The sequence below is a fragment of the Paenibacillus sp. FSL F4-0100 genome, from assembly GCF_037993005.1.
In the GTDB taxonomy this organism is placed as follows: domain Bacteria; phylum Bacillota; class Bacilli; order Paenibacillales; family Paenibacillaceae; genus Paenibacillus_AQ.
The window spans coordinates 6,788,313-6,812,647 of sequence record NZ_CP150303.1 but is presented as its reverse complement, the minus strand read 5'-3'; the positions used below and the strand labels follow the sequence as shown (position 1 = coordinate 6,812,647).

19 protein-coding genes are annotated in these 24,335 nt (G+C 49.7%); 16 read left to right on the top strand and 3 right to left on the bottom strand.

Annotation, left to right across the window (positions count from 1 at the left end):
- Positions 1-289: 289 nt before the first annotated feature.
- From MHH48_RS30960 to MHH48_RS30940, 5 genes are all read left to right on the top strand, one after another.
- On the top strand, positions 290-856 hold the full coding sequence (locus MHH48_RS30960; protein WP_076325342.1) for a class I SAM-dependent methyltransferase: 567 nt from the start codon (positions 290-292) through the stop codon (positions 854-856).
- 168 nt (positions 857-1,024) lie between these two features.
- Complete coding sequence (locus MHH48_RS30955) at positions 1,025-1,651, top strand: hypothetical protein (protein WP_256720765.1); 627 nt, start codon at positions 1,025-1,027, stop codon at positions 1,649-1,651.
- A 743-nt stretch (positions 1,652-2,394) separates the two neighbouring features.
- Complete coding sequence (gene map, locus MHH48_RS30950; protein ID WP_076325344.1) at positions 2,395-3,141, top strand: type I methionyl aminopeptidase; 747 nt, start codon at positions 2,395-2,397, stop codon at positions 3,139-3,141.
- A 355-nt stretch (positions 3,142-3,496) separates the two neighbouring features.
- On the top strand, positions 3,497-4,309 hold the full coding sequence (pdxK, locus tag MHH48_RS30945; RefSeq protein ID WP_076325345.1) for a pyridoxine/pyridoxal/pyridoxamine kinase: 813 nt from the start codon (positions 3,497-3,499) through the stop codon (positions 4,307-4,309).
- Positions 4,310-4,570: 261 nt separating this feature from the next.
- Positions 4,571-5,233: a VTT domain-containing protein gene (locus tag MHH48_RS30940; protein ID WP_076325346.1), complete on the top strand. Its 663-nt coding sequence runs from the start codon at positions 4,571-4,573 to the stop codon at positions 5,231-5,233.
- A gap of 126 nt (positions 5,234-5,359) precedes the next feature.
- Here the strand turns inward: MHH48_RS30940 and MHH48_RS30935 are convergent, their stop codons facing one another.
- Positions 5,360-5,980, bottom strand: a complete 621-nt coding sequence (locus MHH48_RS30935; protein ID WP_076325347.1) for a hypothetical protein — start codon at positions 5,978-5,980, stop codon at positions 5,360-5,362.
- A gap of 308 nt (positions 5,981-6,288) precedes the next feature.
- Between MHH48_RS30935 and MHH48_RS30930 the strand changes: the two genes are divergently transcribed.
- Together MHH48_RS30930 and MHH48_RS30925 are read left to right on the top strand one after the other, a co-directional pair.
- Complete coding sequence (locus MHH48_RS30930) at positions 6,289-7,362, top strand: ATP-binding protein (RefSeq protein WP_076325348.1); 1,074 nt, start codon at positions 6,289-6,291, stop codon at positions 7,360-7,362.
- A gap of 61 nt (positions 7,363-7,423) precedes the next feature.
- Positions 7,424-8,647, top strand: a complete 1,224-nt coding sequence (locus tag MHH48_RS30925) for an MFS transporter (RefSeq protein WP_076325349.1) — start codon at positions 7,424-7,426, stop codon at positions 8,645-8,647.
- A gap of 168 nt (positions 8,648-8,815) precedes the next feature.
- Here the strand turns inward: MHH48_RS30925 and MHH48_RS30920 are convergent, their stop codons facing one another.
- Entirely contained in the window at positions 8,816-10,534 is a 1,719-nt protein-coding gene (locus MHH48_RS30920) for a ribonuclease J (RefSeq protein WP_076325350.1), read from the bottom strand.
- A gap of 184 nt (positions 10,535-10,718) precedes the next feature.
- On the opposite strand from MHH48_RS30920, the gene MHH48_RS30915 reads away from it, so the two are divergent.
- The 3 genes from MHH48_RS30915 to MHH48_RS30905 all read left to right on the top strand — a co-directional run bounded on the left by MHH48_RS30915 (position 10,719) and on the right by MHH48_RS30905 (position 13,196).
- On the top strand, positions 10,719-11,474 hold the full coding sequence (locus MHH48_RS30915) for a YqcI/YcgG family protein (protein WP_076325351.1): 756 nt from the start codon (positions 10,719-10,721) through the stop codon (positions 11,472-11,474).
- 319 nt (positions 11,475-11,793) lie between these two features.
- A complete protein-coding gene (locus MHH48_RS30910; RefSeq protein ID WP_306024478.1) occupies positions 11,794-12,681 on the top strand; it encodes a glycosyl hydrolase family 18 protein in 888 nt (295 codons plus the stop codon).
- Complete coding sequence (locus MHH48_RS30905; protein ID WP_256720766.1) at positions 12,678-13,196, top strand: hypothetical protein; 519 nt, start codon at positions 12,678-12,680, stop codon at positions 13,194-13,196. Before MHH48_RS30910 ends, MHH48_RS30905 begins: the two co-directional genes overlap by 4 nt.
- Here the strand turns inward: MHH48_RS30905 and MHH48_RS30900 are convergent.
- Positions 13,191-14,069 (bottom strand): AraC family transcriptional regulator, encoded by an 879-nt coding sequence (locus tag MHH48_RS30900; RefSeq protein ID WP_076325352.1) that lies wholly within the window; start codon positions 14,067-14,069, stop codon positions 13,191-13,193. The genes MHH48_RS30905 and MHH48_RS30900 overlap by 6 nt on opposite strands.
- Before the next feature lie 171 nt (positions 14,070-14,240).
- Between MHH48_RS30900 and yicI the strand changes: the two genes are divergently transcribed.
- From yicI to MHH48_RS30870, 6 genes are all read left to right on the top strand, one after another.
- A complete protein-coding gene (gene yicI, locus MHH48_RS30895) occupies positions 14,241-16,568 on the top strand; it encodes an alpha-xylosidase (protein WP_076325353.1) in 2,328 nt (775 codons plus the stop codon).
- Positions 16,569-16,787: 219 nt separating this feature from the next.
- A complete protein-coding gene (locus MHH48_RS30890; RefSeq protein ID WP_076325354.1) occupies positions 16,788-18,596 on the top strand; it encodes a sensor histidine kinase in 1,809 nt (602 codons plus the stop codon).
- Positions 18,571-20,127, top strand: coding sequence for a response regulator transcription factor (locus MHH48_RS30885; RefSeq protein WP_076325355.1), 1,557 nt, complete (start codon positions 18,571-18,573; stop codon positions 20,125-20,127). Before MHH48_RS30890 ends, MHH48_RS30885 begins: the two co-directional genes overlap by 26 nt.
- 474 nt (positions 20,128-20,601) lie before the next feature.
- Positions 20,602-21,564: an ABC transporter permease subunit gene (locus tag MHH48_RS30880; protein ID WP_076325356.1), complete on the top strand. Its 963-nt coding sequence runs from the start codon at positions 20,602-20,604 to the stop codon at positions 21,562-21,564.
- Positions 21,565-21,578: 14 nt separating this feature from the next.
- Positions 21,579-22,487, top strand: coding sequence for a carbohydrate ABC transporter permease (locus MHH48_RS30875; protein WP_076325357.1), 909 nt, complete (start codon positions 21,579-21,581; stop codon positions 22,485-22,487).
- Positions 22,488-22,563: 76 nt separating this feature from the next.
- The gene (locus tag MHH48_RS30870; RefSeq protein WP_076325358.1) at positions 22,564-24,276 is read left to right on the top strand and encodes an ABC transporter substrate-binding protein; all 1,713 of its coding nucleotides are present in this window, start codon (positions 22,564-22,566) and stop codon (positions 24,274-24,276) included.
- Positions 24,277-24,335 lie beyond the last annotated feature (59 nt).

Genomic DNA, 24,335 nt, shown 5'->3' with positions numbered 1-24,335 from the left:
AATTGGGGCAACTTCATGGTCATTATGATCGTGGGGATGCCCTTTTTAGCCTGATTATCATAATTCAGGGTGTCTGTTGCGGCCATTTATTATATATAATGGTTCCGAACCTGCATTAATCTTATCAGTACTATGATATAAGGATCGATATAGTGATATAAGGCAACGAAACGGTTTACATCGTTTCCTATCAAAGGTATGGTAGACCGATGAGGGGAGTTCTCCCTCACTGGGTTCACATTAGTACGTATAAGCAAAAATGCAATCATGCGAGGAGGAGAGCGATACCATGAAAGAGAGCTTTGATCCGTCACTCATAGACCGATTGGAAAGTCCCGAAAGGAAGAAGGAGTTACCGGCATCTTCGCTGCTAGAGAAGCTCCAAGTGAGCGGCGAAGTGGATGTCCTTGACATCGGGGCAGGTACCGGCTATTTTTCCATACCGGCAGCCGAGTTAACGACAGGCACGGTTTACGCGCTGGATACCGAGCCGGCCATGCTGGACATGATGCGGGGGCGTGCACAGGAACAGGGACTCACGAATATTAAAGTGATGGAAGGCATGTTGGAACAGCTTCCCCTCCAGGATGGAGCTGTGGATCGAGTCATCGCTTCCCTGATCCTTCATATCACCGATCAACTGGAGGAGTCCATCCGCCAGATGGCAAGAGTGCTGCGACCAGGAGGACGATGCTTGTGTCTGGAGTGGCAGGAGGACCCAGCCGAGAAGCGGGTTCCCCGTCCGAACCGGGTTGATCCGCATGTGATGAAGGTTTTGTTGGAGCAAGCTGGGCTGTATGTGGAAGGCATCGAGTATCCTACAGAGCGTCATTATCTGATCATCGCCAGTAAATAGCGAATGTCGATGAAGTCTCTTGCTGGATGAACCCTCCCTTTAAATCGACCGCCGTCTAACGCTGCCTCACCACCATTTGTGGAGGTCGGATCTCAGATCGGTGCATTTATTGATACATCTGGAACATTTTGGGGGAGGGGGCCGTCTAAGGTTTGAGGTGATTCATTGATGAGAAAATCCATGGTTATGATCCTGCTTAGCTGCTTGCTGCTGCTCGTGAGTCTGTACACGGTCAAACCAGCCAACGTATTTGCCTGTTCTTGTGCAGGACCGCCTACGGTTGAGGAGAGCTTGGAACGGAGTGCAGCGATATTTGCAGGTAAAGTGACCAAGCTGGTTGGCCCGAAGCCCAAGCTGGTGATGTCATCCGCAGATCCGGTTCATGTTATGTTAGAGGTAACGGAAGTATGGAAGGGCGAATTGGCCGGAATGACGGAGCTTACAACAGCTATGTCATCAGCCAGCTGCGGTTATGATCAATTTGCCGTAGGGAGCGAATTCCTGGTGTTCGCATCTGTAGAATCGGGTCAGCTGAGAACAGGGATGTGTGATGGTACGAAGCTCCTCTCCACCGCAGGCAAAGAGTTAACCGAGCTTGGAGATGGATACCCTCCGGAAGATGCATCTGCTCGGGGATCAGCGCCCGATACGTTTGCCGAGGGCGTGCCTTCAGGTGAAGGTCAGAATTCAGGGCAATCTCCATTCTTACTGAAGCCCGTCTTGGGGGGAGTTGCAGTAGCGCTGCTGGCAGCGGGGGTATGGCTTTATTTTTGGAGGAAGAAAAGAGAAATATAAAGGGAATGTAAAATGTATACTCCTGTAACCTATTTCCGAGTTGAAACTTTATCGCCGATTGTCGGGGTAAAGTTTTTTTGTTTCCTTTGGTCTTTTGATACGTATGTATGGTAGAGCTTGCGATATTGCGGTTGCGGTTGAGGTGATTTTGGCTGCCGTTGCCCTTGCTCTGACGCTGCCGGAACCCGGCCTCACGAATATCGGGGGCATGGACGGCGAATAATGAACATAGGAAAAAAGAGAGGAATTGTGATCTCGCGTGTAAAATTATCGTTTCTGCGCAACCTTACATAATAATTTATGATACGAGGAGAAACGATTGTCATTGAATAAATGAAGTTCGAAGTTAGATAAAATGCTGCCTGCCCTGATTCTGTTTATGGTTATGGAGAGTCATATGACTTTCTGGGTTACAGCCGAGCTGAAGCTGCCTCCGAGGATACAGCAAGCATACGCTACCGTTCCCGTGCCCGCCCGCGTATAAACAGAAGGAAGACATTCCTAACGGAAATGATTGAGGTTCCCTTGGCTTAGGAGTAGAATAAGATGAGGTAAGGCGCTTTTCGCTTTTCTTTTTTTGGATACAAGACAAGAAGAAAAAGCAGATACACCTTGTGATTGTGAATCAGCCTTATTGGCCGGGGAGTGAGGAGAGGCAGGTGCCTGTCTTCAAGAACTTCGGTCAGCTAAGGCTTTTTGATTTGAATAGGAGATAACAGCCATATGAGAAGGAGTGAGCAGGATTGATAATCCTCAAAACACAAGAACAAATCGCCAAGATGAATAAAGCGGGGGACATTCTCGCCGAATGCCACCGGCAGATTGCCAAGATGATCAAACCGGGCGTGACAACACTGGAGATTGATCAATTTGTCGAGCGGTTTCTGGCAGAGCGCGGCGCGACACCGGAGCAGAAGGGGTATCACGGATATCCCTTTGCCACCTGCGCATCGGTTAATGACGTAATTTGCCATGGTTTTCCGAGCCATGAGCCATTGAAGGACGGGGATATCGTTACTATTGATATGGTGGTGAAGTATGATGGCTGGCTCGCCGATTCTGCTTGGTCCTATCCGGTCGGAAACGTGTCCGAGGAAGCGCAGCATCTGCTGGATGTAACGAAGAAATCCCTGTATCTCGGCATTGAGCAAGCGGTGATCGGCAATCGAATCGGAGACATCTCCCATGCGATTCAAACCTATGCGGAATCCCAAAATTTATCGGTCGTCCGCCACTTCGTGGGGCATGCCATCGGCGAAAATATGCATGAGGAGCCGCAAGTACCCCATTACGGCCCGCCTAATCGCGGGACACGGCTTAAAGAGGGCATGGTCATCACCATTGAACCGATGCTGAATCTTGGCACATATCAATGCAAGATCGATTCAGACGGATGGACCGCGAGAACGGTAGATGGCAAATGGTCCGCGCAGTATGAGCATACGCTCGCCATCACAAAGGATGGCCCAGTGATTCTGACGGAACAATAAGATGCGACTCCGTAGGGGCTAACGCTCCCTATGGAGCCGTCGGACGGTATAAGCTATAAAGCTCTATTCATGGCTTAAAAGAAATGCTCCAACGGAGCAGGCGGAATTGTTCTGTAGAAGTGCAGCGTTCGCCTTTGCCCCCGGATTTCAACGATATAAATCGTGATTCAAAGGAATCTGGGGGCAACAGCGACCGGAAGGACAATCCGCATGCGGAGTGTTGCATCAGCTCTCAGAATTCGTCTTTGAATAGACTACGATTCGACATCTGCGAATACGCGATCAATGAATAGACGCCAATCCCAGTTTTTCTTATAATAGAGTAATCATTTTACAAGCGAAGGGAACATGGAACATGACGATACGAAAAGCACTAACAGTAGCGGGCTCCGATACGAGTGGCGGCGCTGGCATCCAGGCTGACCTGAAGACGTTTCAGGAATTTGACGTATACGGTATGACCGCACTGACCACGATTGTCTGCATGGAACCAAAGACATGGGACCATCAGGTTTTCCCGGTGGCGCTAGATATTGTAGAAACGCAGCTGAAAACCGTCCTCGAGGGCATTGGCATCGACGCCATGAAGACCGGCATGCTCGGATCCGTAGAGATCATCGAGCTTGTGTCCCAGTATATCGACCGCTATAATCTGGAACGAATTGTCATCGATCCGGTGATGGTCTGCAAAGGCACGGATGAAGTGCTGCAGCCGGAAAATACGGAAGCGATGCTGGAGTTCCTTCTCCCGCGCGCCGATCTGGTAACGCCAAATCTGTTCGAGGCGTCCCAACTGGCTAAGTCCGGCCCGATTACAACACTGGATCAAATGCAGGAGGCTGCGGCCATTATTCATGAGCGCGGCGCGAAGAATGTGCTGATTAAAGATAGAGGCAAGATCCGCGAAGGCAAAGCGATGGACCTGCTCTATGACGGAAACAGCTTTGAATGGTTCGAGGCTGATACCATCGTAACGAAGTACACCCATGGCGCAGGCTGCACGTCATCCGCTTCCATTACAGCTAATCTTGCCAAAGGCTTGACCGTTCGCGAGTCGGTACAGCAAGCGAAGGCATTCATTACCCAAGCCATCTCCAATGGCTTCCCGCTGAATGAATTCGTAGGTCCGACAAGACATTCCGCGCATCGCAGTTTATCTGCAAATTAAACAAAATACATTTTTTTGCAAGCTTATTCATGCATGAAATTCGGCTTGCAGAGAGTGACGCCAAACCTTTCTTCCAAGAAGAAAGGTTTTTTTGTTGTTAGTTGAACTCGCTGCATATAGTGTATAGGAGCAAAGGCATGCTTCGTTTTACGCGTTTTTTCGGGAGGGATAGGGCGGCTTAGGTCCTTTCCAGTATAATTATGTGCTATACTTTATACAGGGTCTGATAGAAACAGGAAGAAAATGTTTAGGGGTTGAGACATGTTTCAGGACATTTTGGATTTTTTGATCAAGTTTGGTCCATGGGGATTGTTTATTCATTCGTTTGCTGATGCTGTAATTTTTCCGGTTCCCGCCTTTTTTCTGCAGGTTTCGCTAAGCATCATGCATCCGCAGAATGCGCTGTGGCTTGCAACGTATGGCTTTATCGGGTGCTTGCTGGGGACGCCGCTGGGTTATTTAATCGGAAAGCTGCTTGGGAAGTCGGTACTATACAAGATTTTGAAAAAAGAGTGGATTGACTCTGCTACGAACATGTTTCAGAAAAACGGCGAGGCCGCCATATTGATTGGTTCCTTCACGCCGGTACCCTTTAAGGTGTTCACGATTCTATCGGGGTGCTTGAACTTCCCGTTATGGAGACTTCTTGCTTATGCCGCTATAGGCAGAGCTACCAAGTTTTATGTGGTAGGTACCTTGTTTTACCTGTACGGTAACGCGGCAGAAGGTATGGTTAAGGATGTATCGTTATATATTGCGCTTATTGCCGTTCCGCTTCTGTTGATAGGTGTGTACTTTAACCGCAAACGCAAGCGTAAGAAAATGGAGCAGGAAAAGCTGGCTGAATCTACTATCGAATCTAGCCCCGCTGTGGTCGAAAAGACGGTGCTGGAGCAGACGTCGGACCAGACTCCATCCGCTTAATGCTAAACATGACGCGGGGGGTTACCCCCGCGAGGAACATACAAAAAAGCAGCCGGGTGAGAGCCCGGCTGCTTTTTTTCAAGGTATCAGAGAAACATATTTATATGATAGCTACATATTTCAGTATTAACCCGTTTTTCCGAATCTGAAGAACTTGCCTCGGCCTTTCGTTGTCACAGGAGTAAACGTCGGTGATGGGGATAGCGGGGATGTCATGTCTTGAGCAAGATACCCGTGGAGAGGTCCACGGTAGACTTCATTCAACTGTGCTGAATGGGAGAAATCCTCCGGCGTTACGAGATGACAAGGCTTGTTCACAGGCCGCAGGCCTGCTTGCTCCAGCACTGTAGCAACAAAGTGGGAGCAGAAGAAAGCATCGTCACGATCAATATGAATCCGAAACAATATACCTAGCAGCCCTAGCAGATTATATTTGTAGCGGTCCTGATCACGCATCATCTCTTTGACAAGGTTGTGCATGCGTTGATAGTCTTCCTTACTAACGCGGAAGTGATAAACCGCGCATTCCGAAGTGTAGAAGAAGGGGTCGCGCAGATTCTCGCGAACTAAACCGCCGTCAAACGGATTGTTCGCCTTCTTTCGCCCAAAGCTGTACACTTCGCGTAATTCGGAATCAAACGCGATGGATGCATGGTTGAGTGGGGCCTTCGTGAAATATTGGATCATTCTGCTGAACCAGGTGCCCGTGCCTGTAAGCACAATCCAAATATCTTGTTCCGTGTACATACTCGCAAACTCCTTTGTTAACGATCCTAACGACTAGCATTTGTAAATGACTTGCTTTCTTTCACAATAAACGAAAAAGCCATAGCGTTCAAGTCAAAAAAAACCATTTTCTCTCAGTTTCACTAGAATAGAGCTGGGATTGTCACCAAAAATTAGAAACCTCATTACAATATATTCGCCCCATGTCCAGATTATCCTTTGGTTTGCTTTATTTATATTTTCAACAGGCGAGAGGAAAGGAGAAGCAATCCGATATCTCGAAATATGTAAAACGATTGAACAATGAAAGACAGGAGGATCTCCAAACGATGATGAATAGTGAAAGTCTCAGCTATGATTTTATGGTCCAAGCGATTGAAGTAGCGCCGATTGGAACGGTATTCATCGATTCAGAGGGGAGCATTATCAAAATTAATCCCGCTGCTTGCGTCATGCTGGGGTATGAGGCGGAAGAGTGCCTGCATCATCCCTACTACAATTGGATTTATCCGGAGGATGTGAATAAGGACAAAGATAGAATGGAGAAGTTAAAGTCGGGGAAGACCGCTTCTTTGCAATTGGAGAAGAGACTGATACATAAACAAGGTGATATCAGATGGGTATCTTGTATGCTAAGCACAGCTCGCAACAGGGAAGGAACAACACTGGGGTATGTGGCGCATTTTACGGATATTACCGATATGAAAAAGGCGGCCCATCAGGAGGAGGAGCGACTGATTCAGTCCGACAAGCTGTCCATGGCCGGTCAACTTGCGGCAGGAATTGCCCATGAAATCCGTAACCCTATGACTTCCATCAAAGGGTTCGTGCAGCTCATTCGCTCCGGCGCTGGCCGGAAGGATGAATATTTCGATATTATCTCCTCGGAGATCGAAAGGATCGAGCTGATCGTCAGTGAGCTTCTGTATTTGGCGAAGCCGCAAAGCGTGAAATTCGAGCGTGCCGATATCCGGCAACTCCTGGACCAAGTGATTACTCTATTAAATACGCAGGCCATCATACATAACGTTGAGATTATAACGGATTTCGGAGCGCGAGAAGCCAATGTGGAGGGTGATGTGAATCATCTGAAACAGGTGTTCATCAACTTTATTAAAAATGCCGTGGAATCCATGCCGGGTGGCGGGGAGTTGATCATTCGGCTGGAGAGAGGAGATGACCACACCGTGGCTATCTATTTCACGGATAATGGCTGCGGGATTCCGGAAGCGATCCTCTCTCGTCTCGGGGAACCGTTCTTCACCACGAAGGAGAAAGGGAACGGCCTGGGGTTCATGATCAGCAAAAAAATGATCGAGGACCACAAGGGGAAGGTTCACGTGTCCAGCAAGCTTCAGGAGGGAACGACCATCAAGGTAATTCTGCCGCTCAGCATAATCTAGCTTGACCAGGCGTATGGTTCGCTCTACATTATAGAAAGATATAGGAGAGGGGGCGGCCAACATGGGCAATATGCAATTGTTAAAAGAGCCGAAGCGGCGCAAGCTGCTGATGAGTGCGGGTGCCAGCTGGATGTTTGATGCGATGGATGTTGGAATGATTTCGTTTGTTGTCGCGGCATTGGCAGCTGAATGGTCGCTGAGCTCGCAGCAGGTAGGGATTCTGACAAGTACCACATCGATCGGAATGGTATTCGGCGCGGCCATGGCTGGATTCTTGGCTGATAAATATGGACGGAAAAATATTCTGCTATGGACGCTGCTCATATTCTCGATCGCGAGCGGTCTTTCCGCACTGGCTACCGGCTTTATCATGCTGTGTTTGATGCGCTTTATTGCCGGCTTCGGACTAGGCGGAGAGCTTCCCGTTGCATCCACGCTGGTATCGGAAAGCATGCCGGTTCATGAACGGGGAAGAGCGGTTGTGCTGTTGGAAAGCTTTTGGGCGGCAGGCTGGATACTATCCGCACTCATCGCTTACTTTGTCATCCCGGATTACGGATGGCGGGCTGCTTTTGTTATTGGAGCTCTGCCTGCTTTTTATGCGCTTTATTTGCGGCGTGCCATCGAAGATTCGCCAAGATATCTTGAGCAGAAAGCTAAGGCTGCCCCTAAGCTGACCTTTGGGCAGCGAGTGGCTTCGGTCTGGTCGGTTGAACATCGGCGTACGAGCATTATGCTGTGGGTACTGTGGTTTACGGTCGTATTCTCGTATTACGGCATGTTCCTGTGGCTTCCGACCGTCATGGTCGATAAAGGGTTCAGTCTGGTCCGAAGCTTTCAGTATGTGTTGATCATGACGCTTGCCCAGCTGCCGGGTTATTTTACTGCCGCGTACTTTATAGAAAAGTTCGGGCGGAAATTCGTTCTCGTTACCTATTTGGTGCTTACGGCCTTTAGCGCCATCTGGTTTGGTTATGCCAACACGGAAGGTTCGCTGCTGGCAGCAGGCATTTCCTTGTCATTCTTCAATCTGGGAGCATGGGGAGGTTTATATGCCTACAGTCCGGAACTCTATCCGACGAAGGTTCGTTCAACGGGGGTTGGGCTAGCAACGTCGTTTGGACGGATCGGCGGCGTTATTGCACCGCTGCTCGTCGGGGTGTTGAAGCAAAATGGCACCCGGATCGAATTCATTTTCGTGATGTTTTTCGTGACCATCCTGATCGGTGCGCTCGGCGTACTCGTACTTGGCAAGGAAACGAAAGGGCTGGAGCTTGCGGACTAAGGCTGAAGACCGCGTTTAGATGATTTTATTCTTGCGATATCAGGAAGCACATGCTTAGAAGTGTATACTTTCTGATGTCAGAAGAAAGGGTGGATCCGAAGGTTCAAATGACCTTGGATCCACCCTTTTTATGTTGAGATACGGTTAAGGCTCAGAGTGACCAGAGCCTTATATTTCCATAATGGAAGGCATAATGTACGGGCTGCGGCCCAGTTCCCTTTTAAAATAGCGGTTGAGTGTGTTGTTTGTCATCTGTTCCCAGGCAGCCCGGTTGTATTCGCGCTGTTCACCGGCTTTGTTCAGCTGCTTGCGCAGCATCGCTTCAGCTCTGCGTAGAAGAGGCTTGGAGTCCTGCATATATACAAACCCACGGGTAATCAGCTCCGGCCCGGAGAGCAGCTTGCGCGTCTCGCGATTGATGGTGATGGCGACGATGACAACGCCATCGTGAGCGAGCTGTACTCGTTCCTCAAGCAATTCCTTCTCATGGGTACGCAGCTCTCCATTGTTGATGTAGACGTCTCCGGAGGGGATGTTCCGGCCTTTACGCGCATAGTTGCGGAATAGGGACAGCGTATTCCCAATGTTCATCAAATAAACATTGCTGTCGGCAACCCCAACCTGCACGGCGAGGTGACGATGATTGAGCATCATCCGGTATTCCCCGTGGATCGGCACAAAATACTTGGGACGCAAGCTGCTGATCATAAGCTTCAAATCCTCGCGGCAGCCGTGACCCGAAGTGTGGATATCGAGAATGGAGCCGTATTTAACTTCTGCTCCTGCCCGCATCAAGAGATCGATGCTGCGATTGACGTTCTGGGTATTCCCAGGAATCGGCGAAGACGAGAAAATAACAGTATCCTCCGGATGAATCTGGATCGAACGATGGGCACCTGAAGCGATGCGTGTCAGTGCCGCGTTTGGCTCGCCCTGACTGCCTGTACAAATAATCAGCACCTGGTCATCGCGATAACGATTAACGGCTTTCACATCAATCATCATGCCGTCCGGCACCCGAATATATCCAAGCTCCTGACCAATCACAAATACCTTCTCCATGCTGCGGCCGACGATGGCGATTTTGCGGCCTGTTCGGATGGCAGCTTCAACAACCTGTTGCAGACGATGAACGTTCGAAGCAAAGGTGGCAAACAGGATCCGTCCGGGACATTCCCGGAACAGACGCAGAATGGAATCGCCGACGGTGCGTTCAGAAGGGGTAAACCCGTCCCGCTCGCTATTGGTACTGTCAGCCATCAGGGCCAGGACGCCACGCGCGCCGATATGCAGAATTTTATGCAGATTGGCAGGCTTGTCCTCCGGCGTAAAGTCAAATTTAAAGTCTCCGGTATGTACGATCGGCCCGTACGGGGTTTCCACAACGATCCCGAAGGCATCCGGAATGCTGTGGGTGGTTCTAAAGAAATGAACGGAAAGATGACGGAATGAAATCGTTTCGTCTTCATGGAATATGCGCAGATCACTCTGATCCAGCAGCCGATGCTCCTCCAGCTTCGCACGAACCAGGCCGATGGTCAGTGCCCCGCCATAGATCGGCATTTGGATTTGACGAAGCACATAGGGAATAGCCCCAATATGATCTTCATGTCCATGGGTCAGGAACATACCCTTTACTTTATGTTTGTTATCCAGTAAATAACGAATGTCCGGAATAATATAATCGACGCCACTCATTTCGGCATCCGGGAATTTCAGCCCGGCATCGATGATAATAATCTCATTTTTGAATTCCACACCGTACATGTTCTTGCCGATTTCGCCAAGCCCTCCCAGCGCAAAGATGCGCACAGGTGGGGCGGAAGGCCTCGGTTTTTTGGCGGGTTTGGCAGTTTGAATCTGATCTGTTAACAGGGGTTTAGACATAATGTGAAAGAATCCTCTCTATGGTAATTAAGGCATAAGCCTGGTCATTTTAATTTCTTCTCTACTAAAGATATCAGAAAGTTCAAGCTTTTGGGAAACGCTTTTCAAAATTCATGTGCATTTCGCACGAGACAGTCACCTATTTTTACCCACTCTTATATGCTGTAGAAGAGGGGGGCTCGTGATGAGCGGTTTATTGAGGTTGGACGATATGGATGCTGTCCATGGATTACAGGAGGAATGGCAGCGGAAAGCGATAACCAAGCTGACCGAGAAAATGGAGGATCGTTACGCCAAATTCCCTTGTATTCCCGCAGTGCAAGGACATGCACTGAATCATTTTAGATATGGCTTTATTCATCAAGATGAATCACAGGCCGCGGCGGAACAACTTGCTGCTCTGCTGCGCGAGTACGGGCTCGGCTCCAAGGACTTCGGGCCATATACTTCACTTGTCGTCATGATCTGTACGGAGCATGGGCGCGATAGCCTGGAAGGCGCCCAATATTATGAGCGCTTGTTCTGGCAGCTGTTAAGCCAGACAACCGAATACGATACGGAGCCTTGGCCGGCGGATCTGCCGGAGGATCCTACGGATCATCTGTGGGAGTTTTGTTTTGCAGGCGAACCTTATTTTGTTTATTGCGGCACACCGGCACATGAGCTTCGCCAGAGCAGATACTTTCCCTACATGATGCTTGCTTTTACGCCTCGTTGGGTTCTGAAGCAGTTCAATGCCCGAACAAGGCAAGCAGAACACACCAAGGGATTGATTCGTCAGCGGTTAGCCAAATATGATCCCGTACCACCGCACCCTGACTTGAAGTTCTACGGGGCGGAGGATAACTATGAATGGAAGCAATATTTTTTGCGGGATAACACGGAGTCACTATCGAAATGTCCGTTTGCAAGGAGGCACAAAGAGATCAGTCAACAATAAGAAATAACACGTTGCTATCATCATACCCTAAATCCGAGTCAGGGTTAACCATGCTTTCTATTGAAGAGCTGCCTCATTCGCGGTAATCCGCAGTGTGACAGCCTTTTTTGCGTAGAAGAGCTGATAGGCCAGGGTATAGGATTTTGTCCCTGAATAAGTAAATCTTATCCTTGTTGTACAAAAAATGACCAAGTTACACTTGAAGTGCGTCATATCATTTTATCTGTATGCGTTAGGAGGTGTGTATGGTACGAAGCTTTCACCAGCTTTGAAACCGCTTTAATAAACAAAATCAATTGGCGAAGGAGTTGTTTGATGAATGACAAGGTTGTCCAGAACGATGAGAGGATGGATTCTCGGATTCATCGCCGTGCTGGTACTTAGTTTGTTCCCTGTATACAAGGTTCAAGCCGCTGAGGTTTGTACGGAGCCTGCTTGGAGCAGTTCTGCCGTATATGGCGGGGGTAATATCGTATCCTACAACGGTCATGCCTGGAAAGCGAAATGGTGGACACAGGGCGAGGTACCTGGAACGACAGGACAATGGGGGGTATGGGAGGACCTTGGAGATTGCACTCCCGGGACACCGCCCGTCGATCCTCCGGTGGATCCTCCAGTAGATCCTCCAGTAGACCCTCCGCTGCCTGGTGACCGTATGTATGTCGCTTACGCGAGCTCTTGGAACACCAGTATTTACGATCTGACGACTGCCAACATTCCCAATTACATTACCCATCTCAATCTTGCATTCGTAAGGCCGGATACCACGTATACCCAAGGGTCCTACGCGTTTGATCAAGCCGTTGCGGGATTGGAATTTGTGGAAGGGGCGACCACCCCGAACGGCCAACGTAAATTTACAGCCCAGCAGTCCCAGGATCTGCGTAACAATATCGCATCTCTTAGAGCCCGCGGAACAAAAGCATTCTTATCGGTAGGAGGCTGGTCATACAGCCAAGGTTCACAGTGGTCCGGATTCAATGCCAAGAACATAGTGGATTTGGCTCTCGATCTTGGCGCTGCCGGCGTCGACATTGACTGGGAATCCAGCGGCAGCAGCTGCAACAAAGGAACAGCCACTCAGTTCAGCTGCACTAAGGATGGAGAAATCGCGGGCATTATTACGAGTCTCTATAATGAAATCATGCAAGAAATGCGAATCTGCAGATTTCCATCGCCGGTTGGTCCACGGGCGCTTATTACGTGAAAGGAACGCCGTTTGAAGAAGGCAAGGTCCAATGGGGATCTCCTTTTGGCGGTACCATGTACCGCGTAGTCAAGGATCATGGCAGTAAGATCAACTTCATCAATTTGATGTCCTACGATGGCGGTATTTATTACGATCCGCGTGAAGGATATGAATCGTACAAGGCGATATACAACGGACCTATCAATATGGGCATGCAGATTGCACCGGAGGGATCCGGCGGGGCCGTCCTGCAACTGAATGCCGCACCGGGCACGGTATACGATGCCGACATGATGAACGGTCAGAATAATATTGCAACGCCCTATTATAATGTAGAAACGATGGTGAATTATATTAAGAATAAGGGAAGAGCAAATGATGGATTCATGCTGTGGCAGCTCTGGAAACAGCGGGTTCATCAGCCAGCGCCGTCAGGTGCTGCAAATGAGAACAGCGCGGGCCAGTACGTATGCCGAAATCTGCCGCTTCCGGGGGATTGCAATCAGACCATACCGAGCCTGCCGAAATTATAGTTTTTTCCGATACTCCGAAGGCGTGCAGTCCATAATCTTACGGAAGACCCGAACAAAATAACTGATGTGCCCAAATCCGACATCGAGTGCGATGTCGGATATTTTATTGTCCGGCTGACGAAGGAGTTCCGCTGCCTGGCGAACGCGATAGGAATTCATATAATCCACGGGCGTTTGCCCGGTCATGGATTTGAAGAAGCGGCAGAACTGGCCTTCGCTCATCGGGATCAGATCAGCCAGCTCACTCAGCCGGATGGGACGGTTATAATGATTCTGGATGTAGAGAATGACTTTCTTCAAGCGTTCCGTTCTCACCATATCCGCTGTTTCGCTCCGGCTCCGGTTGACCAGTCGGCCAGAGGATGCGGCCTGAAATAACATGAGAAACAGATGTCCCTTAATAGCGACCTCATAACCAGCAGGTTTGTGCTTCGACAGCAGCGTCATTTCCTTTATATGCTGAAGCAGCTGCTCATCGGTCTCGGATGTCATCCATCTTGGAAAGGTGGCTCTTCGCTCCTGAAAGGGAACAATCATTCCTTCCTGTACAAGATCGTAGCTGCTGCTTGCAAGCATGCCGAAATCGAACACCATCGCACAGAAACTGCACCCTTGATCGCCCCGGGCATGACCGGTGTGAAGGTCTCCTCCATCGATAAATATCGCTTCACCCGCCCGGACAGGGATATATTCCGAGTCGATCTGAAACAGAACTTCGCCTTCGATCACGTAGAAAATTTCCGCTTCCTTATGCCAATGGGAGTCTACTACATGGTTACCGGGGGCAAATTGATGCCAGTAGGCACCAAACGGGAAGCGTTCATTTCCGTGGACGGTGCTTTCTTTTAACGATTGGCGAAAGGATTGATCCATCATATTCCTCCTTTGAATGAATAGCCGCTTGATTGATGTCATCTTATATCAAGATTGTGCTATAAAATAACGTAATACTGTTAGAATGGCCTGAAATAGATCAGTATAATGATATTATAACGCTTACATCTTAAAGTTCAATTTTCATCATATAGAAAGGCGGATTAAAAAATGAAATTTACAGACGGCAATTGGCTTATCCGAGAAGGATATTCCGTTTCGGGAGCGGTTCAGGCTTATGATTTTGCAGTAAAAGGAGACTCGATGACAGCCTATGCCTCCACGGCCCCGATTCCGGGTAGAGGAGCAACCATTAATGCGCAGCTGATCACCGTGCAATTTCAATCTCCGGCGCCCGGCGTCATTGGTGTAAAGCTGGTTCACTATGCAGGCGTAAGAGATCGCGGACCTGCATTCGAATTGTACAAAGAGGAAGGTGACCATACGGTCATTGAAGAGAATGATCAGGAAGCGGTTCTTCGCAGCGGCAATTTGAGCGTTGTGATCAAGAAAGGCCCGGAATGGTCGGTTCACTTCTATAGAGGAGAAGAACGCATTACCGGCAGCAGAGCCAAATCGATGGCACATATCGTGGAAGATGGCGGACAGACCTACATGCGCGAAGAGCTGGATCTTGGCGTAGGCGAGTGGGTTTACGGCCTTGGCGAGCGATTCACTTCGTTTGTGAAGAATGGCCAGGTCGTGGATGTTTGGAACCAGGATGGCGGTACAAGCTCCGAGCAGGCCTATAAAAATATTCCGTTCTATCTGACGAATAAGGGCTATGGCGTGTTTGTCAACCAACCGGACCTCGTGTCCTTTGAAGTGGCATCGGAGAAAGTGAAGAAGGTGCAGTTCAGCGTGCCAGGCGAGTCACTGGAGTACTTTGTTATTGATGGACCGGATCCGAAAGGCGTGCTGGACAAATACACGAACCTGACAGGCAAACCGGCACTGCCGCCGGCTTGGACCTTCGGATTGTGGCTTTCGACCTCTTTTACAACCCAATATGACGAAGCAACCGTAAATTCCTTTGTTGACGGTATGCTGGAGCGCGATATCCCGCTGGAAGTGTTCCATTTTGACTGCTTCTGGATGAAGGGGCTCAACTGGACGGACTTTCAATGGGATGAAGAGGTTTTCCCGGATCCTGAAGGCATGCTGAAGCGTTTGAAAGAAAAAGGCTTGAAAATCTGCGTGTGGATCAATCCGTATATCGCTCAGCGCTCGCGTCTCTTTGAGGAAGGCCGTGAGAAGGGCTATCTCGTGAAGAAAGAGAATGGCGATGTGTGGCAGTGGAATCTGTGGCAGCCGGGTATGGCGCTGGTGGACTTCACGAATCCGGACGCGTGCGAATGGTATGCAGGGTACCTGCGCGAGCTGGCAGATATGGGCGTCGACAGCTTCAAGACGGATTTCGGCGAACGCATTCCGACGGATGTTGTTTATTTTGACGGCTCCGATCCGCATAAAATGCACAACTACTACACCCAACTCTATAACAAAGTGGTCTTTGATGTGCTGGTGGAGAAATTCGGCAAGAATCAGGCGGCAGTATTTGCACGCTCTGCAACCGTAGGCGGGCAGCAGTTCCCTGTTCACTGGGGCGGCGATTGCTATGCCGATTATGAATCGATGGCGGAGAGCCTGCGCGGCGGCTTGTCCCTCGGTCTCGGAGGTTTCGGCTTCTGGAGCCATGACATCGGCGGCTTCGAAAATACGGCTCCGGCGCATGTATTCAAACGCTGGCTGGCATTTGGCTTGCTGTCCAGTCACAGCCGTCTGCACGGCAGCAGCTCTTACCGGGTGCCGTGGTCTTATGACGAGGAGGCAGTGGATGTTACGCGCTTCTTCACGAAGCTGAAGAGCCGTCTGATGCCTTATCTGTTCCATACTGCCGTACAGGCATCGGAGCAAGGGGTGCCAAGCATGCGCGCCATGTTCCTGGAATTCCCGGAAGACCCGGCCGTTGAAATGCTGGATCGTCAATATATGCTGGGAGATTCCCTGCTTGTGGCACCGGTATTCAGCGAGAACGGCGATGTGAAGTACTATCTGCCAAAGGGCCGCTGGACGCATCTGTTAACCGGAGAAACGGTGGATGGCGGAGCTTGGCGCAAGGAAACGTACGGTTTCCTCGAGCTGCCGTTGTTTGTACGCAGCAACTCGTTCCTCGCCTTGGGAGCAACCGACAACCGTCCGGAATATGACTATGCAGACAGAGTTGAACTTGGCTTGTATGCATTGGAAGACGGCAGCGAGGCTTCTGTTATCGTTCGCAACATGAATGGGGAGACCGAACTTGTTGTGCGGGCGGTACGTGCAGGCAGCCGGATTGATTTTACGGTGGAAGGCAGCGGCAAGCCATTCTCCGTGAAGCTGCATGACATGGGAGCCGTTTCATCTGTGGAGGGCTCGGGAGTGAGCCTGCAAGAAGACAGCATTCAAGTGGAAGCCGGACAACATGCGCTGACCTTCACGGCAGCTCTGGAAGGGTAAGCTCGATGAACGCCTGTTTGATAAAAGGGAAAAAAGCATAGCGAAGATGAGCCCGGACCAGCCTTATGCTGGAGTCGGGCTTCTTCCATATTTTAGATGGACTTGAACAAACGGCAATGCTGATATAATAGGCCTGCGGCAGGTTTATTCACGAATAATTGTAACCGTTTTCTTTTAGAGGCTTGCCGAAGATTAAAGGACAGGAGCGAAGACGGTCCGATGTTATCTTATTTCATTCAACTTGTGAATGACATGAAAATCCGCAACAAATTGATATTGTCTTTTGTTGTCGTGGTCTTTGTGCCGGTTGCCATCGTGGGGATATTCCTTACGGGCGAGCTCCGCAAGTTTGCTTTCAACAATGCGTTGGAGCAAGCTTACCAGAACGTGGACCGGGTTAAGAAACGGTCCACCGAAGTCATCAACGTGGCAGACGATTTATCCTATCGGCTATCCTACGACGAGCGTCTGAGAAATCTTGCTAGCCAGCAATATGAAAGCGTATACGACGTATTTGTGGCTTACAGGGAGTATCCCGATTTACAGCAGGCAATTCGGATGTACAAGGAAATATCGAATATCCGTTTCTACAGTGAGAACCCCACCATGCTGAACAATTGGGAGTTCCTTTATCCCGAGGATGAAATCAAGAGAACGGAATGGTATCAGCGAGCCGAGGATGATATTGGAGTCATCTACTGGGACTATATTACGGATGAACGAGATCAGAAGGTTTACCTCAGCTTAATCAAGGGGGTTGATCTTGGAAGCAAGGACAATCGTGGTGTACTGGTTATCAATGTTAATACGGGTATGCTGAACACGATCCTCAGCCAAGAAACGTTTGACACCATTATTGTGGACAGCAATAACAATATTGTCGCCGCTAACCGCCCGGAGCTGTACAGGAAGACGCTAGCCGAGATTCAAGATACCAGCGGGGTTGTATACCATGCGAGCGGAAGCTATGAATCGGTCATCCATGATGAAGCCTCCAAGGTGTTGATTGAACCGTTGAATACGGAATCCGGGGTTAATGGCCTGCGCATTATTTCCATATTTTCGATTGATAGCATCGTGGCGGACGCCAACCGGATTAGCAAGCTGGCGATGACGGTCATCATCATTAGTCTACTGCTGGCTGTTCTTTTGATCTACAGTTTCTCCTCACTGATCTCTAATCGGCTGCTGCGACTCAGCAAGCATATTACGAAGGTAGGTACCGGCAACCTCGGCGTGGCGATGGAAATTGACGGCAAGGATGAGATCGGCCAGTTATCCCGCCAATTCAACTCCATGGTCGGTAACATTAACGACCTGATGAACGAAGTGCAGGAGTCCAATGAACAGAAACGGTTAATGGAACAGAAGCAGAACGAAATTAAATTCAAAATGATGGCCAGTCAGATTAATCCGCACTTTTTGTTTAATGCCTTAGAGTCTATTCGCATGGAGGCCCATCTCAAGGGTGAGGACGAAATCGCCCGGATTGTGCGTCTGCTCGGTAAAATGATGCGAAGCAATCTCGAGATAGGCAGCGGAAAAACAACGATAAAAGACGAGATCGAGATGGTGCAGTGTTATCTGGATATTCAAAAATTCCGCTATGAGGATCGTCTGAAATATGAACTTCTGGTAGATCCCGAAGCCAGTCGGGTTAGAATCCCGCCGCTGATCATACAACCGCTTGTGGAGAATGCGGTCATACATGGGATGGATCACAAGGAAGAAGGAACTTTCATCAGGGTGAGGGTCACGGCCAGCGAAGGGAAACTGCATGTCATGACCGAGGATAATGGAGCGGGCATAACCTTGGAGCGATTGCAGATGATCTATGGTTATTTGAACGATACCGATGAGAAGGACGGAGGACGGATCGGGCTCCGGAATGTTCATGTCCGTCTGCAGCTTACCTACGGCCCTGAAGCGGGTCTGATCATTTATAGCGAACCGGGGATTGGAACGCGCATTAAATTCAGTATTCCGACAGGAGGAGAGAGCGATGATGAAAGTGTTAATCGTGGATGACGAACCCAAGCTGCGCGAAGGACTGAAGAGCATTGTGCCATGGAACGAGCATGGGTATCAGGTTGTTGGTACCGCAGCGAACGGGAGCGAAGCGCTGGAGAAGCACGGGATGTTTGACCCGGACTTGATGCTGATTGATATCCGAATGCCGGGAATGGACGGATTGCAGCTGATCGAAGCCATCCGAACCCTGGATTCCGAGATTCACCTGCTCATCCTAAGCGGATATGCTGATTTTGATTATGCCAAACGGGCGATTTCCCATCGCGTGGACGGATACCTATTGAAACCGGTGGATGAGGACGAGCTGAGCAAGTATTTGCTTCAGATTAAAGAAGCCATCGAGCAGGAACAGGAGAGGAAGGCACTGAATAGGGCAGCCTCCGATATGAGCCGCGAGCAGTTCATTCAGACATGGTTCAATCCGGAGAGTAAGCCCGATCATGCGGCTTTACGGCATATCGCCGAGCGGTCAGGACTGTTATGGAACCATTACCAAGTGCTGATTATTCATCATAATGGCTACGATGAATCTGGTGAGGGAGCCAACGACCGGTTGAAAAACCAGCTGCTTGAAGCTTTTGAAGAGAACGGCCGCGGCACGGTCTTTTCCATGCATGGACAACTTGGCGTTCTAATGCCCACGCCAGTATTGACCGCAGGAGGGCGGAAGGAATTGCTTCAAACGTTGGAGGATGCTGCCGCACTGGCAGGTAGGTCAATTACGGCTTCATTGGGGCGCCAGGTTCATCGTCTGGAGGATGTAGCGGAGTCGTACCGCTGTGCAAAGGAACGGATTCGCGAACGCTTCTTCTATCCTTCCGGCGAGTTGTTATTCCCTGAATCCAAGCGGTTTGCTGGCGACATTACGGATGAAGAGCGGCAACCTTATGATCCGGAGCAGCTGATGGAGCAGCTCTATTACGCTGTAGATGTAGGCAATGTCGAGGTGCAGCGGAAGCTGCTGCATGCTGCTGCATATGCCATGGTCAATGAGGAGTATACGGAGGAAAGGATGAAGGGGGCGTTCGTGGAGCTCCTCACCGGCGTGCACAATAAGCTGATGCAGCATCAGCCAGAGCTGCAGTCCCGCACGAAGGAATATTCGGATCGGATTGCCGCGATATTTCGCCAGCGCACGGCCTATGATTTGTGCCGCCATTCGTCCCAATTCCTGGAGGAGCTGATCTGGCAGGCGGGGGGTGGCGGACGAGATCAGGAGATGAAGCGGATCATGGACCTGATTCAGCGCAATTACAATGAGAATCTTAAACTGGAAACACTGGCCTCCGTATTTAATTACAACAGCGCCTACCTGGGGAAGATGTTCAAGAATACAACTGGAGAATACTTCAATACGTACCTCGATAAGGTCCGGATCAACAAGGCCAAGGATTATCTGAAACAGGGTATGAAGGTATATCAGGTTGCGGAGAAGGTCGGGTATACGAACGTAGATTATTTTCATAGCAAGTTTAAAAAATACGTCGGTACCTCTCCGTCTAATTTCCGCAAGGAACTGGACCTGTAAACAGGGCCAAGTTCCTCATCGTCTGCACTCTTCGCCATGGAACCAACTGCCAAACGGGAAGGCGATGCGGAAGCGCAGTGTAGCGTGCTGACATCAAGCTGCTGAGCATGGGGTTGACGGGAGATCGAACATAGGTAAGCCAAATATCGGATAGCGTTCACTTACCCTACAACCAGACTAAACATAAGTACTTTCATATCGCTGCCCTTTAAGACGCGACTAAGGTACGCGTCTTTTTTATTTCCTCCTACCTCCCCAAGACATGACTGGGGGAGCCAAAATGCTGCGAAGCATAGAGCGGAGGGGCCGGAATCGTATCGGAGATACGATCCGGACACGGAGCGGCATAAAGCTCTTCTGCATTTTCTCCTCAGTTAATGTCTAATTTTTATATGATTTTTAAACCAATCCTTCGGGTACTTCCCCGCCGCAGCTTGGTTTATCATCAGGATATACAAGAGAGGAGGGGTTGGTTTGAAAGCGGTAACAAAGACAGAAGGTAGCATCCAACCTACCGCAAAGAAAAAGAAAGGCTTTTGGGCCACTTTCAAAGAGCAGAAAGTACTGTATGGAATGTCGCTTCCATTTATCGTCATTGTGTTCATCTTCAGCTACATGCCGGTCTGGGGCTGGTTGATGGCATTCCAGAATTACAAGCCGGGCAAAGGGATCTTCGAGCAAAAATGGGTGGGCCTGGACCATTTCGTGACACTCTTCTCGGATGATAAGTTTTATCTGGTGTTGCGAAATACACTCGCCATGAGTTTTATGGGATTGATCGTTGGATTTACGATTCCGATCCTATTCGCAGTCTTGTTGAATGAGCTTCGTGGAAGCGTATTCAAGAGGACCGTACAGACGATATCTTATCTGCCGCATTTTGTGTCCTGGGTCGTGGTAGCAGGTATCGTGACCAAAATGCTGTCCACAGATGGAGGCGCTGTCAATCAGCTGCTGATGTGGCTGGGGTTCATTGATGAACCGATACAGTTTATGGCTCAGGGGAACCTGTTTTGGTATATCGTAACAGGCTCTGATATATGGAAGGAAATGGGCTGGAGCGCGATCATTTATTTGGCAGCGATTTCAGGAATTGATCAGGAGCAATTCGAAGCAGCCAAGGTTGACGGCGCAAGCCGTCTTCGCCAAATATGGCATATTACGCTGCCAAGCATCGCCCCTACGATTGCAATTCTGATGATCATGTCCATCGGACATCTGATCAGCATCGGCTTCGAGAAGCAGTTCTTGCTGGGTAACCCGCTGGTGGTGGATTATTCCGAAGTGCTGGATCTGTATGCGCTGAATTATGGCCTTGGCATGGGACGTTTCTCCTTCGGTACGGCAATTGGGATGTTCAACTCCATTGTAAGTATCCTCTTATTGCTGCTCGCTAACGGCGTATTCAAAAAATTCACGAAGCAATCCATTATGTAGGGGAGGGAAGCAGCATGGCACGAACCAAAACAGCATTCAAGCCCACGCTCTCCGACCGCGTGTTTGATATGGGTAACTTTATATTTATGGCACTGGTCATGATTGTCACTCTGTATCCGTTCCTGAATGTTCTTGCGATATCGCTGAACGATTCCGTGGATACGGTACGCGGGGGGATCTATCTCTGGCCGCGCGAGTTTACGCTGGAGAATTACGTTCAGATCTTTAAATACGACGGTTTGATCACCGGCGCCAAAATTACGATTCTCCGTACGCTGGCAGGAACATTCCTGGGCTTGGTCAGCGGAACGATGCTGGGTTATGTCCTCAGCAGGGTAGATTTTCAGGGAAGAAAGTTCATGTCTGTATTCCTCGCCATGACCATGTACTTCTCCGGCGGGATGATTCCGGTCTTCATTCTGATCCGCGACTTGAACATGATGAATTCGTTTCTTGTTTACATCATTCCGGGGATGGTGAGCGCATTTAACGTATTCGTTATCCGGTCTTTCATCGACAGCTTGCCATATTCGCTTCAGGAATCAGCCAAGCTTGACGGAGCTAATGATTTCACGATCTATTACAAAATCATTCTCCCGCTCTGTAAGCCCGTACTGGCTACCATCGCCTTGTTCCTGGCAGTCGGTCAGTGGAACTCATGGTTCGATACGTATCTCTATAACGGCAATGCACCCCATCTCACGACGCTCCAATTCGAGCTGATGAAGGTGCTGCAGAGCACACAGGGACAAACCAGCGGCATGATGTCCGGGCAGAATATGGCCGAAATCGTGAAGCAGGTGTCGCCGGAATCGATCAAAATGGCGATTACGATTGTGGTTACGGTTCCCATATTGCTCGTCTATCCGTTCCTGCAGCGGTATTTTGTGAAGGGGATGACGCTTGGAGCAGTAAAAAGCTAAGCGCATGTACGGTATCAGCAGGCATTATGACCTGTTATACGATAGATGATTAAAAATCGATTTAGGGGGTATAGCAATGAATCATAAGAAGAGATTGCCGCTGCTGCTCGCGATCATGATGATGGCCACATTCGTTCTTGCAGCGTGCGGCACCGGCGACAGTAACAATAGCGCAAACGGCGGCGAAGAGGGCAATGGCGGCAACGATACACAGCAGGAAGAGAAGCTGGGGCCGATGACCATGACGTATTACAGCGCGGATTCCAATGCGAACTGGGCCAACATGCAGGATGCGGTCGGCAAGAAGCTGACCGAGAAAACCGGCATTACAATCCAGGCCGAATACGCGGTAGACGGCTCCAATCAGAAGCTCCCGCTGATGGTAGCGAGCGGGGAATATCCGGATTTGGTATTTGCGAAGGGTGACGCCAATCTGTTTGTGGATTCCGGAGCGTTTATTGATCTGACGGATCTGATCGAAGAGCATGCACCGAACATCAAGAAGGTGTATGGAGAATACATGAGCCGTCTGAAATGGAGCAACGATGATGAGGCCATCTATGTCCTCCCGACGCTTGCAGCGGTGGACCATCAGGCGCTCGATGCCGGCGGCACGTTTCAGATCCAGCATGAAGTGCTGAAAGAACTCGGATACCCTGAACTGAAGACGGTGAGGGATTACGAGAAAGCGCTGAAAGACTATGCCGAGAAACACCCGACCATTGACGGCCAGCCGACGATTCCGCTGACGCTGAATGCGGACGGATGGAGAATCATGATCTCGGTAACGAACCCGGCGTTTATCGCGACAGGCGCATCGGATGACGGCGAGTATTATATCGACCAGGGGACGGTCGAGGCTAAGCTGCACTACAAGCGCCCGGAAGAGAAAGAATATTTCCGCTGGTTGAACCATATGAACGATGCGGGTCTTCTGGATAAGGAAACGTTCGTACAGAAAACGGACCAATACGAAGCTAAAATCTCCTCTGGCCGTGTTCTTGGCGTCATCGATCAGGAATGGGGCTTCGGCAATGCAACAAACGCACTGAGATCTTCCGGCAAGGAAAACCGCACCTATGCGAGATTCCCGATCCAGCTGGATGAGTCGACTAAGGATGCAACGTTCCAAGACGCGGGTTACGTCGCCGGATGGGGTGTGGGCATTACGACGTCCGCGAAGGATCCAGTTCGAATCATCAAGTTCCTGGATTATCTGGCTTCCGAAGAAGGGCAAGTTTTGATGAATTGGGGAATAGAGGGCGAGCATTACAACGTTGTGGACGGCAAGCGCGTCATTCCGGAAGATGTCCAAGAGCGCAAAACCTATGACAACGCCAACTTCACTAAGGAAACAGGAATCGGCTTGTACAACGCCATGTTCCCGCGTTACGGAGACGGCGTGAAGGATTCGACGGACAACTACTATACGACGAATTTCCCAGAGACGATCATAGAGAACTATACGCCATCCGCGAAGGAAACACTGAAAGCATACGGCGCGGAAATGTGGAAAGATCTGTGGCCGAAACAAGAGGAATTTGGAGTGAAGCCATGGGGCGTTGCTTACAACATTCCAGTACCGAGCGACTCTAATATCAATATCACGTACAAAAAGGTGGAAGAGATTACCCGTAAACGGATTCCGGAAATCATTCTTGCCGATCCGGCGAAATTTGATGCGCTGTATGAACAGTTCATCAGAGAACTGAATGATGCCGGCGCCGAGAAGATGGAGCAGGAATACACCCAATTGGTACGCGACCGCGTCGAACTCTGGAATGATTAAGGTATAGGTGAATAGAAGGGGCCGGCAATATGCGGCCCCTTTTGCCGCTACATGAAAGG